Below are 16,037 nucleotides of genomic sequence, written 5' to 3'. Positions count from 1 at the left end.
TTTCAACTCTTGTGAGAAAAGGCGCTTAAAATATGGTCAGCCCGATTCAGCTGATATTTACTTTAATCGTCAATAGTTAGCCCAGTTTCGGCCAGCGCTAGGGCAACATGTTTATCCGTAAAACCACCGCTGACAATTTTTCGTTGGACATTCCTCTTGAACTTGAGGAAGGCCCGCCGCCAGTCGCGTACCGGCGCGTTCTGCAGGTTTTATCGCTGACTGCGGCGGCTTTTCTGGCGTGGGCGGCAATCGGACAGGTGCGTGAAGTCGCCAGTGCGACAGGGGAAATTGTTCCGGCAGGCAAGGTGCAGACTGTCGGTCACCTGGAAGGTGGCATCGTTGCAGAAGTGTTGGTTCAGGAAGGCCAACTGGTTGAAATAGGCACCCCTATCGTTCGGTTGCAGGAAACCGCGGCGTCGAGTGATCTCGAGAAGGTCCAGACCCGCTTGAAGTTTCTGGCGACCGAAGAGCAGCGGCTCGGAAATCCGGGTCTTGGCAGTGGCGCCAATGGTCTGAGACTAGGCGCCGATGCAGGCTTCAGCGAAGCGCAACAGGCTGCCTATGACGCTCAACGCCTGGCACTGGAAAAAGAACAGCAGGCCTTGAAGGCGAGGGTGAGTGAAAAGCAGGCGGAGCTAGCCAGTATTCTGGAGCGGATAGCCCTGCAGGAAACCCAGATCGAGATCCAGCAGGAACAGTACAAGATCCAGGAAAACCTCTTCGAACAGGGTTACACATCCAAGCGGCGCTTTCTGGAAGCCAAGTCGTCTCTTCAGAATGCCCAGAGCCTTTTGAGCGAACTGAACGGTATGAGCGGCAGTGTTCGAGCACAGTTGACGGAGGCAACCGCCAGCCTGGAACGTTCGATTGCCGTAGCCGAAGAGGAGCAGGCCGTAGAGCGCAGCCGGGTTGCGCAGGAGCGCAGTGAGCTGACTTTCGAAGCCGATAAACAGAAAGATCGGTACGACCGACTGTTCGTGCGAGCTCCGGTCAGCGGGCACATCAAGGCGCTTTATCTCAAAGGTCCGGGCAGTGTACTGGCGCCTGGCGATGTGGTTGCCGAAATTGTGCCGAGCGATAGCGATCTTGTTGCCGAGGTTCGTGTTTCACCGCGCGATATAGGCCATGTGGATGTCGGTGACGAAGCAGAAATCGCCGTTACGACCTTCGACCCGAATATCGAAGGTACCTTGAAGGGGGAAGTTTCCGTCATCTCGGCGTCAAGTTTCAGGGACGAATACGGCAACTACTATTTCAAGGCCATGATCCCGCTGAAAACCAACACGATCGGGCAGGGTGCGCGCGCTGAAACAATCTCGCCAGGCATGGTCGTTGACGCAAAGATCGTCACAGGGTCCAAGTCCGTGCTCCAGTACATGTTGAAGCCGGTCACCCGCGCAATCGGAGATCCGCTCAGCGAACGTTGAGCCGGGTCATATCCAAATCCCATTTTCCGAATTCTGTCACTGGCAGATAAATGAAAAGCCCCGCCGTTTCCGGCGGGGCTTTTCGTCAGTTACCGCTGTCCGGTGACATCAGCTACCAGCGGATTTCCTCAACATCGTTGAAGTTGACACGGCTGCCATCTGCAAAGTCGATATAGCCATCGGCATCCTGGGAAAGGTCGAGCCTGCCGCCTTCAAGGTCTGTTGTCTCGATCGAGCCGTTGGTGATCGTCACTGTCCAGTCCGTACCGTATTCGCCGGCGGCAGTGATCCCTGGACCACCACCCAGATCGATAACGTCAGTCCAACCGGCCCCCATGCCTGCGTTGATGGTGTCACTGCCGTCGCCCAGGCCGTACATGAACAGGTCGGAACCATCACCACCGCTCAGGTTGTCGTTGCCAAGACCACCGATGATCACATCATCGCCAGCGCCACCGCTGATGTTGTCGTGCCCGTCGCCACCGAAGATAAGGTCGCGGCCGTCACCTGCCGAAATGTTGTCGTTGCCGGTGCCGCCTTCGATCCTGTCGTTGTTTGAACCGCCTTCGATAACGTCATCACCACCGGCGCCGTCAAGGTGGTACGTATAGTCGTAGCCTGCACCGCTGCCGGTATTGCTTTCGTCAGTATCGGTGTAGGTGACGTCATATTCGCCGGTAACGGCAATCGAGAAAGATTCACTCGACTGGGATCCATCCGCGGAAGTGGCGGTGATCGTCAGATCGATCGAATTTTCAATCTCGCTGTCGAAGAACGCATGGTCTGCAATCGTGACATTGCCGTCGGAGTCGATTTCGAAACGGTCGTCGCTCAGAGTGTAAGTGACCGCGTCACCGTTTGGATCGTCTGCGAAGGCCGTTATCCCAACTTGCGTGCCGGCACCATCCAGTTCGTGGATCGTGTTGGCGGACGCGTTGGTATCGGTCACATCACCAGTTGGGCGATCGATCAGATGTTCAGATTGGAGTTCTCCGTCGGCAAACCTGAAGTTCTCGACGTTGGACACCGTATCGATACCGTCAGGAGCGCCGGAGCGAAGATCGGAAATCGTGTAGCTGCCATCTTCGTTCTGGACAATGTTGTAGTCTTCCCAGTTACCGGAATAGATGGCGGTATCCGTTCCAGTGCCACCGTCGAGGCTGTCGTTGCCAGCACCACCGAAAAGAGTATCGTTGCCTTCGCCACCAAGTATGGTGTCGTTGCCTGCTCCTGCCCAGATGACGTCGTTTCCAGTCCCACCGTCAATCGTCATATCGGTGGTATAAGTGTAGGTGTCGCTGGTCATGTCCAGTATGTCGTCACCGGCGCCCAGATTTACGCTTTCGATGCTGTCAATACGTGGCCCGGAAGCTTCTGCGTGCATGCCTGAAAAAGTGTCGTCCAGGAAAATTGCATCGGAGCTTTCGGTGCCCAGCAGCGTGTCTGTACCGTCTCCACCTTGGAAGACGTCTGAGTTCATTGTGCGACCTGCAATGGAAACAGATTCGCCAGTTACTGTGTTGACCGCCGAATAGCCGGACCAAGTGCCGTCACCGCCCATCTGGAACGTATCATCACCCTCGCCACCCTGAAGAAGGTCTGCGCCAGCACCACCTGTCAGCGTATCGTTTCCGGCACCACCCTGCAGCTTGTCGCTTCCAGAAGAGCCGGTGAGAACGTCGTTGCCTTCTCCGCCGTCAATATTGCCGCCATTGCGATGAGCGGTGATTGAATCGTCGCCCGTGCCACCAGTGACAGAAGTTTCAGCAACGCCGGTATCGGTAAAGGTCACACCGCCATTGGCAAGTTGCAGATTCTCTGCAGCATCGGAAACAGTCAGCGTGAAGCTCTTGTTCGAAGAGGACCCGTCCGTCGACGTCGCGGTTACGGTGATGCTGATTTGTGGTTCGCTCTCGTAGTCAAAGCTGGCGCCGGACGCGACGCGAACCGTTCCGTCCGCATCTACTGTAAAACGACTATCGTTGACAGTATAGGAAACGGTATCAGAAGCGTTTGCGTCATCTGCAAATGCCTTAATGCCAACGGTTGATCCTGCACTTGCACTTTCGTTGACGGTATTGTTGGCGGCGTCCGTATCCGAAACCGCAGAAATATCTTTCGCGACAAGATCGCCCGCAAGAACGTCGCCATCCGCAAAGCGGAAGTTCTCAACTCCGACGACAGTGTCGGTTCCGTCCGGCGAGCCGGAACGGTTGTCGACGACCGTGTAGGTGCCGTTCGCGTTTTCGGTAACGGTATAGTCGGAACGGTTGCCGGAATAGATTGCGGTGTCCGTACCGCTTCCGCCGTCGATATAGTCGTTGCCGGCCCCACCTTCGAGCGTGTCGTTTCCGGCGCCGCCGTACAGCTTGTCGCTGCCTGAGCCGCCCTGAAGGGTGTCGTCGTCATTTTCGCCGGACAGGCTATCGTTGCCCGCGCCACCGATCAGTGTATCATTCCCGCTGCCGCCAAAGATGGTGTCGTTACCTTCGCCGCCATCCAGGTAGTTGTCACCGGTGTTCGGCTGGGTGCCACGCTCATCATCGATGAAATCGTCGCCCGCACCGCCGTAAACGACGTCGTTGCCTTCGCCGAAGATGATGGTGTCATTGCCTGCGCCGCCATAGACGGTGTCGTCGCCCGCACCGCTGTAGATGGTGCTGCCGTCGTCATGAGCGGTAATCGTGTCGGCACTGTCGTTGCCGGTTATGGATGTCTCGGCGACGCCGGTATCGGTGAAGGTCGTTTGACCTTCCGCCAACTGATAGGCTTCAGCGACGTCGGCAACCGAAAGAGCAAAGGTTTCCTGTGACGTGGAGCCGTCAGAAGACGTCGCGGTCACCGTCAGGTTGATGGTCGGTTCGCTCTCGTAGTCGAACGTTGCTCCGGCGGCTACGGTCACCAGGCCATCTTCGCCAACGGTAAACCGGTTATCGGACACCGTATAGGTTACCGTGTCGGTCACATCACTGTCCGTTGCCTGAACAGTAATACCGACTGTGGTGCCTTCGGCGGCATTTTCCGCGAAGCCATTGGCCGTCGCATCGATGTCGGTCACCGCGGATACGGCAACTTCATTGACGTCGGAAACGCCGATCGTGAAGGTTTCTTCCGAGGTTGAGCCATCGGTTGAAGTTGCCGTCACGATGATGTCGATTGACCCTTCGGTCTCCGCATCAAAGCTCGCACCTTCCGCTACCCGAACCACGCCGTTTTCGTCCACGGTGAAGCGGCTGTCGTTGACAGCATAGGAAACCGTATCCGAGACATCGGCATCGCTTGCCGACGCCGTGATACCAACCTGTGTGCCTGCGGTCGCATCTTCTGCGATTGTGTTTGCCGAGATGTCTGCGTCAGTCACGCTGGAAACGTCGAATTCGTCGACATCAGACACCGCTACGGTAAAGGTTTCTGTTGACGTCGAGCCGTCAGAAGACGTCGCGGTCACGGTAACGTTGATGGCCCCTTCAGTCTCTGCGTCGAAGCTGGCACCATCGGCAACACGAACCACACCGTTTTCATCGATTGTGAAGCGCGTGTCATCAACGGCGTAAGAAACCGTGTCAGAGGCATCTGCATCTGTTGCCAGGGCCGTGATGCCAACCTGAGTGCCGGCAGTTGCTGCTTCCGAAATCGTGTTTTCAGAGGTGTCCGTATCGGTGACGTTTGAAACGGCGCCCTCGTTGACGTCGGAAACGGCAATCGAGAAGGTCTCCTGCGACGTGGAACCGTCAGAGGAGGTAGCAGTTACGACAATGTCGATGGATCCTTCGGTTTCTGCATCGAAGCTAGCGCCATCGGCAACACGGACAACACCATTCGCATCGACAGCAAAGCGGCTGTCATCAACGGAATAGCTCACAGTCGCGGTGATATCCGCGTCACTCGCGTGTGCTGTAATGCCAACCTGTGTGCCGGCAGTTGCGTCTTCGGAGATCGTGTTGGTCGCGGCGTCGGTGTCGGAAACGGCTGAGACGTCGTATTCGTTGACGTCGGACACGGCAATCGTGAATGTTTCTTCGGAAGCCGAGCCATCAGAAGACGTGGCGGTTACAACGATGTCGATGGAACCTTCGGTTTCCGCGTCGAAGCTGGCCCCATCCGCAACCCGGACGACGCCGTTTTCGTCCACGACAAAGCGATCGTCATCTACGGTGTAGGACACAGTATCAGACGTGTTTCCATCTTCAGCGAACGCGGTGACGCCGACAGCCGTTCCTGCAGTAGCATCTTCCGCAACCGTGTTTGCGCTGCTGTCCTTGTCGGAAACGGCGGAAATATCCTGCGCGATCAAATCGCCCGAAAGAACATCGCCGTCGGCAAACCGGAAGTTTTCAACATTCACGACGGTGTCGGTACCATCGGGAGAACCTGGACGATTGTCCGTAACGGTGAAGATGCCTTCGTTCTCGGTAATGGTGTAGTCAGCGAAATTGCCGCTGTAGACTGCTGTGTCAGTACCCAGCCCACCGTCAATCATATCGTCGCCGGCACCGCCCGTCAGCGTGTCGTCCCCCGGGATAACCGCGGCCGCACTGACGAAATCGGAGGTGAACAGGTCTACTGACGTTCCGCCCGGAGGCGTTACAGTTGCATCGAGAACCTCTTGTCCCTGGTTCTCCCAGACCTTGACGACAATGGTGTAGATCTCACCCGGTTCCAGATCAACGTCCGCCCAGCGGGTGGTCGCTGATTGGTGGTAATCGTTGTCGAGATAGTCGGTCTGCGTACCGTTCTGGTTGGTGAACGTCAGTCGGTTGCCATAGGCATCGAAGATCTCGATGGTGGATCCATCGTCCGAGCGGGTGGAGAAACGATAGGTGCCGCCGTCGGTGGCGGTGAAGTTGGACGTCAGAATGACACCAAAATCTTCAGGGTTATCAGTCGACCCGCGTGCACTCTGGACAATTGTGTCCAGGTCGAACGCATCCGTCGTTCCTTCGTCGATCAGCGTGCCTGAGGAAATGTCGACAGTCTGGCCGGCATCGCCGCTGAAGTTGTGATCATAAACCTGGTAGTGCCAGGTGCCGGACACAGGTGCATTTTCACCATAGATCGTGTCATTCCCGGCGCCACCTTCAATCGTGTCGTCACCCGCACCACCTGCAAGAGTATCGGCAGCATTGTTTCCGGCAATCGTGTCGTTGCCATCTGCGCCATCGACGTTGCCACCGTCGGCGTGTGCCACAATGGTATCGTCACCGGAGCCGCCAGTGATGCTGGTTTCAGCGACAGAAACATCGGTGAAGGTCTGGCCGCCGTCTTCGAGCTGATAGTCTTCAGCAACGTCGGTTACTGAAACCGAGAATGCATCCGAAGACGTGGAGCCGTCTGAAGACGTCGCGGTCACCGTCAGAGTGATGTTGGGTTCGCTTTCAAAGTCGAAAGATGCACCATCTGCAACGCGGACTACGCCGTTTTCGTCCACCGTGAAACGGTTATCGTCTACCGAGTAGGAAACCGTGTCAGTGATGTCGCTGTCGGTCGCAAGAACCGTGATGCCAACCTGCGTTCCGGCTGCGGCATCTTCGGTAATCGAATTTGCCGCTGCGTCCGTATCAGTTACGGGAGTAATGGCACTTTCATTGATATCGGAAACAGCGATTGTGAAGGTCTCTTTAGAGCTCGATCCATCGCTTGAGGTCGCCGTCACGATAATGGCGATGGAACCTTCGGTTTCCGCATCGAAGCTCGCCCCCTCAGCCACACGGACGACACCGTTGTCATCAACAGTGAAGCGCGTATCGTTCACCGAGTATGAGACAGTATCTGTGACGTCCTTGTCTTCGGCAAATGCGGTCACACCAACCTGGGTACCTGCCACAGCATCTTCCGCTACGGTGTTCGCAGAAGTGTCGGCATCGGTAACAGCTGAAATGTCAAACTCATCAACATCAGACACCGCGATGGTGAAGGTCTCTTCCGAGGTCGAACCGTCGGAGGAGGTCGCCGTGACAGTGATATCGATGGACCCTTCGGTTTCGGCATCGAAGCTTGCGCCGTCAGCAACCCGAACCACGCCGTTCTCATCGATAGTGAATCGTGCGTCGTCGACGGAGTAGGAGACGGTATCGGTGGCGTCTGAATCAGTTGCCAGGGCGGTCACGCCGACCTGAGTGCCCGCGCTTGCATCTTCCGCGATGGTGTTGTCGGAAGAATCCGTATCGGTAACAGCGGACACGGCGCTTTCGTTGACGTCGGAAACCGCAATCGTGAAGGTCTCTTCCGAGGTCGAGCCGTCGGTGGAGGTCGCCGTCACGATGATATCGATGGACCCTTCGGTTTCTGCGTCGAAGCTTGCGCCATCCGCAACTCGAACCACTCCGTTTTCGTCGATGGTAAAGCGGCTGTCGTTGACAGCATAAGAGACGGTATCGGTGGCGTCTGAATCCGTTGCCAGGGCGGTCACGCCGACCTGAGTGCCCGCGCTTGCATCTTCCGCGATGGTGTTGTCGGAAGAATCGGTATCGGTAATAGCGGACACGGCGCTTTCGTTGACGTCGGAAACCGCAATCGTGAAGGTCTCTTCCGAGGTCGAGCCGTCGGTGGAGGTCGCCGTCACGATGATGTCGATGGACCCTTCAGTTTCGGCATCGAAGCTTGCGCCGTCAGCAACCCGAACCACGCCGTTTTCGTCAACCGTGAAACGGGCATCGTCGACGGTGTAGGAGACCGTGTCGGTGATGTCCTGGTCTTCGGCGAATGCGGTGACACCAACCTGTGTGCCTGCGACAGCATCTTCTGCAATGGTATTGGCAGATGAATCTGTGTCGGTCACGGTGGTGACGTCATACTCATCAACGTCAGAAACGGAGATCGTGAAGGTCTCTTCCGAAGTTGATCCATCGGTGGAGGTCGCCGTCACGATGATATCGATGGACCCTTCGGTTTCTGCGTCGAAGCTTGCACCGTCGGCAACCCGAACCACTCCGTTTTCGTCGATGGTAAAGCGGCTGTCGTTGACAGCATAAGAGACGGTATCGGTGGCGTCTGAATCCGTTGCCTGGGCGGTCACGCCGACCTGAGTGCCCGCGCTTGCATCTTCCGCGATGGTGTTGTCGGAAGAATCCGTATCGGTAACAGCGGACACGGCGCTTTCGTTGACGTCGGAAACCGCAATCGTGAAGGTCTCTTCCGAGGTCGAGCCGTCGGTCGAGGTCGCTGTCACGATGATGTCGATGGACCCTTCGGTTTCGGCATCGAAGCTTGCGCCGTCAGCAACCCGAACCACGCCGTTCTCATCGATAGTGAATCGTGCGTCGTCGACGGAGTAGGAGACAGTGTCGGTGGCGTCTGCATCTGTTGCCAGGGCCGTCACGCCGACCTGGGTGCCTGCGCTTGCATCTTCCGCGATGGTGTTGGCCGAAGAATCCGTGTCGGTAACATCAGACACGGCGCTTTCGTTGACGTCTGAAACGGAAATCGTGAAGGTCTCTTCCGAAGTCGAACCGTCAGTCGATGTCGCCGTGACGATGATATCGATGGAGCCCTCGGTTTCGGCGTCGAAGCTCGCGCCATCTGCAACCCGAACCACACCGTTTTCGTCAACCGTGAAACGGGCATCGTTGACGGTGTAGGAGACCGTGTCGGTGATGTCCTTGTCTTCGGCGAATGCGGTGACACCGACCTGTGTGCCTGCGACAGCATCTTCTGCAATGGTATTGGCAGATGCGTCTGTGTCGGTGACAGCCGTGACGTCATATTCATCAACGTCTGAAACGGAGATCGTGAAGGTCTCTTCCGAAGTTGATCCATCGGTGGAGGTCGCCGTCACGATGATATCGATGGAGCCTTCGGTTTCGGCATCGAAGCTCGCACCATCCGCAACCCGAACCACACCATTGTCGTCAACGGTGAAACGGGTGTCGTTGATCGAATAAGAAACCGTGTCGGTGGCGTCTGCATCAGTTGCCAGGGCAGTCACGCCAACCTGCGTACCAGCGCTCGCATCTTCGGCGATGGTGTTGGTTGAGGAATCCGTGTCGGTGACAGCGGAAACGGCGCTTTCGTTGACGTCGGAAACCGCAATCGTGAAGGTCTCTTCCGAGGTCGAGCCGTCGGTGGAGGTCGCCGTCACGATGATGTCGATGGACCCTTCAGTTTCGGCATCGAAGCTTGCGCCGTCAGCAACCCGAACCACGCCGGTTTCGTCAACGGTGAAACGGGCGTCGTTCACGGAATAGGAGACGGTGTCCGTCACATCTTTGTCTTCGGCAAATGCAGTGACGCCCACCTGCGTACCAGCCGCAGCATCTTCCGCGATGGTGTTGGCGGAAGTGTCTGTGTCGGTCACTGCGGTGATATCATATTCATCAACGTCTGAAACGGAGACCGTGAAGGTCTCTTCCGAAGTTGATCCATCGGTAGAGGTTGCGGTAACAGTGATGTCGATGGACCCTTCGGTCTCCGCGTCGAAGCTCGCGCCGTCGGCAACCCGAACGACACCGTTCTCATCAACCGTGAAGCGGGCATCATCAACCGAATAAGAAACCGTGTCGGTGATGTCCTGGTCTTCGGCGAATGCAGTGACGCCCACCTGCGTGCCAGCTGCAGCATCTTCTGCAATTGTATTGGCAGATGTATCTGTGTCGGTTACGGCGGTGACATCATATTCATCGACGTCGGACACCGATATCGTAAAGGTCTCTTCCGAGGTCGAACCGTCGGTAGAGGTCGCCGTGACAGTGATGTCAATGGAACCTTCGGTTTCGGCATCGAAGCTAGCACCGTCAGCAACCCGAACCACGCCGTTCTCATCGATAGTGAAACGTGTGTCGTCGACGGAGTAGGAGACAGTGTCTGTGGCATCTGCATCAGTCGCCAGTGCAGTTACGCCAACCTGGGTGCCCGCGCTCGCATCTTCCGCGATGGTGTTGGCCGAAGAATCCGTATCGGTAACAGCGGTGACGTCATACTCATCGACGTCAGATACCGCGATCGTGAATGTCTCTTCCGAGGTCGAACCGTCGGTCGAGGTTGCTGTCACGATGATATCGATGGAACCTTCGGTTTCGGCATCGAAGCTCGCGCCATCCGCAACTCGAACGACGCCATTCTCATCAACCGTGAAACGGGGATCATCGACGGTGTAGGAGACGGTGTCCGTTATATCTTTGTCTTCGGCGAATGCAGTGACGCCCACCTGCGTACCAGCCGCAGCATCTTCCGCGATGGTGTTGGCGGAAGTGTCTGTGTCCTGAATTGCAGACGTAGCGTATTCGTTTTCGTCTTCGACCTTTAATGTGAAGCTTTGCGTGGACTGCGAGCCGTCGGTGGAGGTGGCGGTCACAGTGAAGGAGACAGTCGCTTCGGTTTCAGCGTCAAACACGGCGTCTTCGGCAATGCTGACCACACCCTGGTCATCGATGACGAAGCGCGGGTCGTCTATGGAGTAGGAGACACTGTCGCTCACGTCCCGGTCGGTCGCAACAACAGTGATGCCAGCCTGACTGCCGCCGTCTACACCTTCGGAAATTGTGTTCGCAACAGCGCCGACCGTGCTGATCGGGCTGACGTCGTATTCGTTCACGTCACGGATATTGATCGTGAAGGTTTCTGTCTGCGTCGCTCCGTCGGATCCAGTGGCAAGCACGATGATCTGGTGACTTCCAGCCGTTTCGGCATCGAGCGAACCGGCTACCGTAACGATGCCCGTCTCGGGATCAATGGAGAACAGACCACCCGCATCGTCCAGGAGGCTGTAGGTTACGCTGGCCCCTTCTGCGGCGGTTGCGCTTGCCCGAATGCCGGTTGCAGATCCGACTGCTGAATTTTCATCAACGGCATTTTCAGTTGCATCGATATCGGTGACCGCAGACAAATCGGAAGCGACGATGCCCGCAGCACGGTCGTTGTTGCCGTCATCGAAACCTGCGCCTGATTGCACCTGGCCATTCTGGCTACTGAAAGTGCCGTCGCCCGGGTTGGTTGCAGAGCCATTCGAATAGGTCTGGTTCGATCCATCATCCAGAGCAGAAGCTATGCTTGCGGACGTGCCGCCACCCAACGGGAAATCGTCGCTGTTCGACCCTGAAAAGTCCTGTGTGCCAGTTGTATTGTCGGAAGATTGCTCAGCGTATGCATTGACTGCATCGCTGTCTTCAAGCGCAGAAAGCTCCGTGCCATCATCCTCAAACCCGATACCTTGCGCGCCGGACGATGGGTCTTCCTGTTCGACGTAGCGTTGTTCTTCCTCGTCGCTTCCAAGGTGCAGGTTGGCGTTGACCTGTTCCATGGATTCGCCCATGTCCTGGTCGAGATGATAGTCGTGCGCCTTGTCGAGATGCTCATCTCGATTATCGAGAAGTCCCGAATGCAGGATGCTATCGGAATTCAGGGTCGTCCTGGTTTCCGTAGTGTTACCTTCTGACGAGGTGTTTACCTGGGTGTCTCGATTCTGAGTGTCGCTTGCCATTTCGGTCGCACGTCCGCACAATTTCCGATAATGCCAATGAACGTCGGCGTCCTTAACAAAGCGCAAAATTCCTCTTGGAATCTGAAGTTTAGTTCTAATAAAATTCGGGAAACACGGCGTAGGGTAAACGCTTTTTAAACCCGATCAGCACAGTTTGAGCGAGTAGCTACACGACTCTGGCCCGCATATGCTGAAATCGGTATTTTCATCTTTCTTTTTGCCTCGTCTGAGGATCCGGCATTCTCCGTCCGGACGCTGGATTTCTTCGCCCGGATTGCCGCGCGACGTTGTGGTTGCTTCCGTTTTCGCAAATATCATGGGGCTGGCGATGCCGCTGGCCATTCTTCAGGTTTATGACCGCGTTCTGCCAAATGCTTCCACCGACACGCTGCTTGTGCTCATCCTCGGGGTGGCTGTCGTTCTAATTGCCGATGCCGTCATCAAGGTCTCCCGTACCGCGGTTGTCGGCAGGCTCGGGGCAGGGTTCAATCATCAGGCGCACACCGAACTTTTCCGCCGGGTGCTTGATGCCGAGCCTTCCCAGTTTGCCAAAACGCCTGTTTCCGTACAGGTGCACCAGCTTCGGGCGTTGCAATCGGTTGCAGATCACTATGGCGACCAGAACCGCCTTCTCGCCATCGACCTGCCTGCGGGGGGGATCTTCCTGGCAGCACTCATCTTCATCGCAGGGCCGCTGGCTCTGGTGCCGATCACCTTGCTGGGCATCTTCATGCTGTTTGCCCTCAACAGAAACAAGGTGCTGCAGCAGGTTGTCGCCGACCGGGCAGATCAGGACGATCGCAAATCCGATTTCATCCTGGAGGTACTGTCCGGCGCCAAGACCGTGAAGTCCCAGGCGATGGAAGCACTGATCATGCGCCGCTTCGAGCGATTGCAGCGGGCAACGGCAGAGCTCAGCTCCAGATATATGCGCTTGTCCGGCCAGGCGAGGGATGCGTCCGCACTTTTCGGAACCCTCACGACTATCTTTGTGGTCATCTGCGGCGCGTTGATGGCCATCTATGGCAATTTCAGCGTCGGCGGTGTCGCTGCCAGCACACTCTTGTCCGGTCAGTTCGTGCAGCCTTTCCTTCGCGCGATCAACCAACTGACAGACATGCAACGACTGAAGCACGACTACGCTCAGGTCAATTCGCTCTTCAAGCTGCCGGAGGTAGCGCAACAGGAGCCTTTGTCGGTCGATACCGACGGTTCCATTCACCTGATCAACGTGTCAGTCGAACTGGGCGAAAGCCAGCGCCGGGTGTTCGAGGACATCAACCTGACAATCGAAGCTGGACAATTCGTCGGTTTCCGCGGTGCGGACGGCAGCGGCAAGTCCACACTCATGAAATTGCTGACCGGTGAAATGACGCCGACGACCGGCAAGGTCATGATCGGCGGGCAGGATTATGATGGCCTCCACCAACATGCACTGCGCAAGACCGTTGCCTATGTCGACAACCAGTCTGCTATCTTCAACGGCACAATCCTTGAAAACATCACGATGTTTGGTGCCGTATCCGACATCGCTCATGCGCGTATGGCGGCAAAGCTGATCGGGCTTGAAAAGGAAATCCATCTCTTGCCGCGCGGTTATGAGACGCAGCTGGGGTCAGACCTGGGCGGCAAGGTTCCTGCAGCTACCTTGCAGCGTATCTGCATTGCAAGGGCATTGGCAGGCGAGCCGAAGATCCTGATCCTAGACGAGGCGAATGCGCAACTGGACCAACAGGCAGAAAAGGCGCTTGTCGATGCGCTGATCCGTCTGAAGGGCTATCTGACGGTTATCATCATCAGCCACCGTCCTTCCATGCTGGCAGTCGCGGATCACCAATACGAACTCAGGGACGGCAGCGTGCATGACCTCGGCACGATGAACGTAACCGGTACACCTCAGAAAATGGGGATGCCGGCGTGAGCAGACCGCTATTCAACCTTGAAGACGTCCACGCTGCCGACAACGCCGTACACCGCCAGTGGCGCGATCTGTCGGCCGAACTGGCAGCCGATGGGACCGCCACAAGCCGGCTAGGACTTCCTGATGACGGTGCGGCGCCCGCCGAAAGGTGCCTGATTCCGCTTTTGCGGGAGATGCGCTGGCAGGGCAATGACCGGCTTCTTTTCGAGGCATTGCCGCACTTCGACCGGATTGAAACTTTCCAGGTCTTGCGGACCGTCCTCAGCCGCTTGACAGTCAAGACGACACCTTTTCATGGAAGTGCCGGGGAACTGACCCATGCACAGATGCCGTGTCTGCGTGTAACCAGGGACGACGTTCAGGTTCTCGTTGGAAAAACCGGAACGGGTGAGTTTCGCGCCTATTCCGGCCGTCAGGGAGAGGCAATTTCAGTTCCTGCTGCGGATATTCTGAAAAACGAGATCTATCTCGCGGCCGAAGACACTGAGGAACAGGGGCAGGTTCAAAATAACCGAAGCTGGTTCTCGACCGTATCCAAACGGTTCCGGACCAGTATCATCTCCATTCTGGCCCTCGGTTTTGTTCTCAACATTCTCGCTCTTGCACCGCCGTTGTTCATCATGGCGATCTACGACAAGGCAATGGGAGCAAAATCGACTGAAGTGCTTCTGACCATGGCGGTCGGCGTTGGAATCATTCTTCTGTGCGAAGTTGCGCTGCGCAGAATGAAGACATGGCTACAATCCTATCTCGGCGGACGGGTTGATGCGATTGTCGGCAACAAGACCTTTGAGCGCATACTGCATCTTCCATATGCGATGCTGTCCGAAGCGCCGATCGGCACCCAGGTCATGCGGCTGCGCTATTTCGACAGCGTGCGCGACATATTCCAGAGTTCGCTGTTCAACGCGATCGTCGATATTCCCTTCACGCTGATCTTCATTGTCGCGATCTTCCTGATCGGCGGACCTGTTGCGCTGCCGCCGCTCGCACTGCTGACCATCTACACGCTGCTGGCCGTTTATGTCCTGCCGAAGGTCCAGCGCGAAGTCGCTGCCGTTGGCGAGCAGAAGTCGAAACTCAACAGTTTCATGATCGAGACCTTTCGCAACCAGAGGGCTCTCAGGAACCTTTCTGTAGAAGATACCTGGCTGGAGCGATTTTCGGCGCTTTCCACCAACTTCAACAAACTCAACATCCATGCACGTCATATCACGCATGTGCTGCAGACACTGTCACAGACGCTGATGACCATTTGTGGTGTCCTGGTTCTGGGGATCGGGGCAATGCGAGTCATGGAAGGAGAAATGAGCCTGGGCGCCCTGATTGCCACAATGGCCCTCAGCTGGCGGGTTCTGAACCCGATGAACCAGGCATTTCTCAGCATCACGCAGCTCGCGCAAAGCCGCACGGTGATCGAACAGATAAACAACCTCATGAAAGTGCAGCTCGAGCGCGAGCCGGGGCATTTGCCGAAAATCACACGTGACATTCGCGGTGATCTGAAAGTGTCCTCACTTGTCCTCAGGTATCCAGGGGCAACGGAAGCCTCGCTGAAGGGCCTTGAGCTGACGGTGAAGGAAGGCGAAACCGTTGCCATCACGGGCCCGAGCGGCTCGGGCAAGACCGCGTTGTTCCAGGCTGTCATCGGCTTGTTCCAGCCCCAGGTGGGTTCCATCCTGTTTGACGGTCTGGATGTGCGCCAGCTTGATACCGCAGAGTGGCGCTCTTCCATTGGCTATGCACCCGACGATCTCGACTTCTTTTACGGCACGGTAAAACAGAATCTGCTGATGTCGGATCCGGGTGCTACCGACGAACGTCTGATCGAGGTTACCGGTAAACTTGGCTTGCTGTCCTACCTGGAGGAGAACTTTAATGGACTTGAAACGCGCCTCAATGGCGAGGTCCTGAAGCAAATCCCGGACAACATGAAGCAGCGAATTGTTTTGGCCCGTGCCTTCGTGAAGGCGGCACCGCTCTACCTGTTCGACAATCCGGGCACGCATCTCGATTTCGAGGGCGACAAGAAATTCATGGCGATGATCGAGGAACTCAAGGGCAAGGCGACTATCCTCATCAATACCCAACGGCCTAGCCACATGAAAATGGCCAACCGGGTGGTTGTGCTCAGAGGTGGCCAGATTGCGATGATGGGGCCACCGGAACAAGTAGTACCGGCACTCATGGGACAGACCGCGAAAGCCGGATAGGCAGCTTTCCTACCGAAGATACCAAAAAGCCCGCCGGGTTGCTCCGACGGGCTTTGTTATTT

The 16,037-nt window shown here is 56.5% G+C and carries 4 protein-coding genes; 3 read left to right on the top strand and 1 reads right to left on the bottom strand.

Annotated features, from left to right (window positions below; all coding sequences use genetic code 11):
* The first annotated feature begins 143 nt into the window (after window positions 1–143).
* Window positions 144–1,427, top strand: coding sequence for an HlyD family type I secretion periplasmic adaptor subunit (locus FIU93_RS20495; RefSeq protein ID WP_209010185.1), 1,284 nt, complete (start codon window positions 144–146; stop codon window positions 1,425–1,427).
* Window positions 1,428–1,539: 112 nt separating this feature from the next.
* Here FIU93_RS20495 and FIU93_RS20490 read toward each other — a convergent pair whose 3' ends face one another.
* Window positions 1,540–11,841 (bottom strand): cadherin domain-containing protein, encoded by a 10,302-nt coding sequence (locus FIU93_RS20490; RefSeq protein WP_152506573.1) that lies wholly within the window; start codon window positions 11,839–11,841, stop codon window positions 1,540–1,542.
* Between the two features lie 274 nt (window positions 11,842–12,115).
* Here FIU93_RS20490 and FIU93_RS20485 point away from each other — a divergent pair, with 274 nt between their 5' ends.
* The gene (locus tag FIU93_RS20485; RefSeq protein ID WP_173017367.1) at window positions 12,116–13,762 is read left to right on the top strand and encodes an ABC transporter transmembrane domain-containing protein; all 1,647 of its coding nucleotides are present in this window, start codon (window positions 12,116–12,118) and stop codon (window positions 13,760–13,762) included.
* Window positions 13,759–15,975 (top strand): ABC transporter transmembrane domain-containing protein, encoded by a 2,217-nt coding sequence (locus FIU93_RS20480; protein WP_152506571.1) that lies wholly within the window; start codon window positions 13,759–13,761, stop codon window positions 15,973–15,975. Before FIU93_RS20485 ends, FIU93_RS20480 begins: the two co-directional genes overlap by 4 nt.
* Window positions 15,976–16,037 lie beyond the last annotated feature (62 nt).

The sequence above is a fragment of the Labrenzia sp. THAF35 genome (assembly GCF_009363595.1).
Taxonomy (GTDB): domain Bacteria; phylum Pseudomonadota; class Alphaproteobacteria; order Rhizobiales; family Stappiaceae; genus Roseibium; species Roseibium algicola.
Note: the sequence above shows the minus strand (reverse complement) of the source record. Positions and strands in the feature narration are given on the sequence as shown.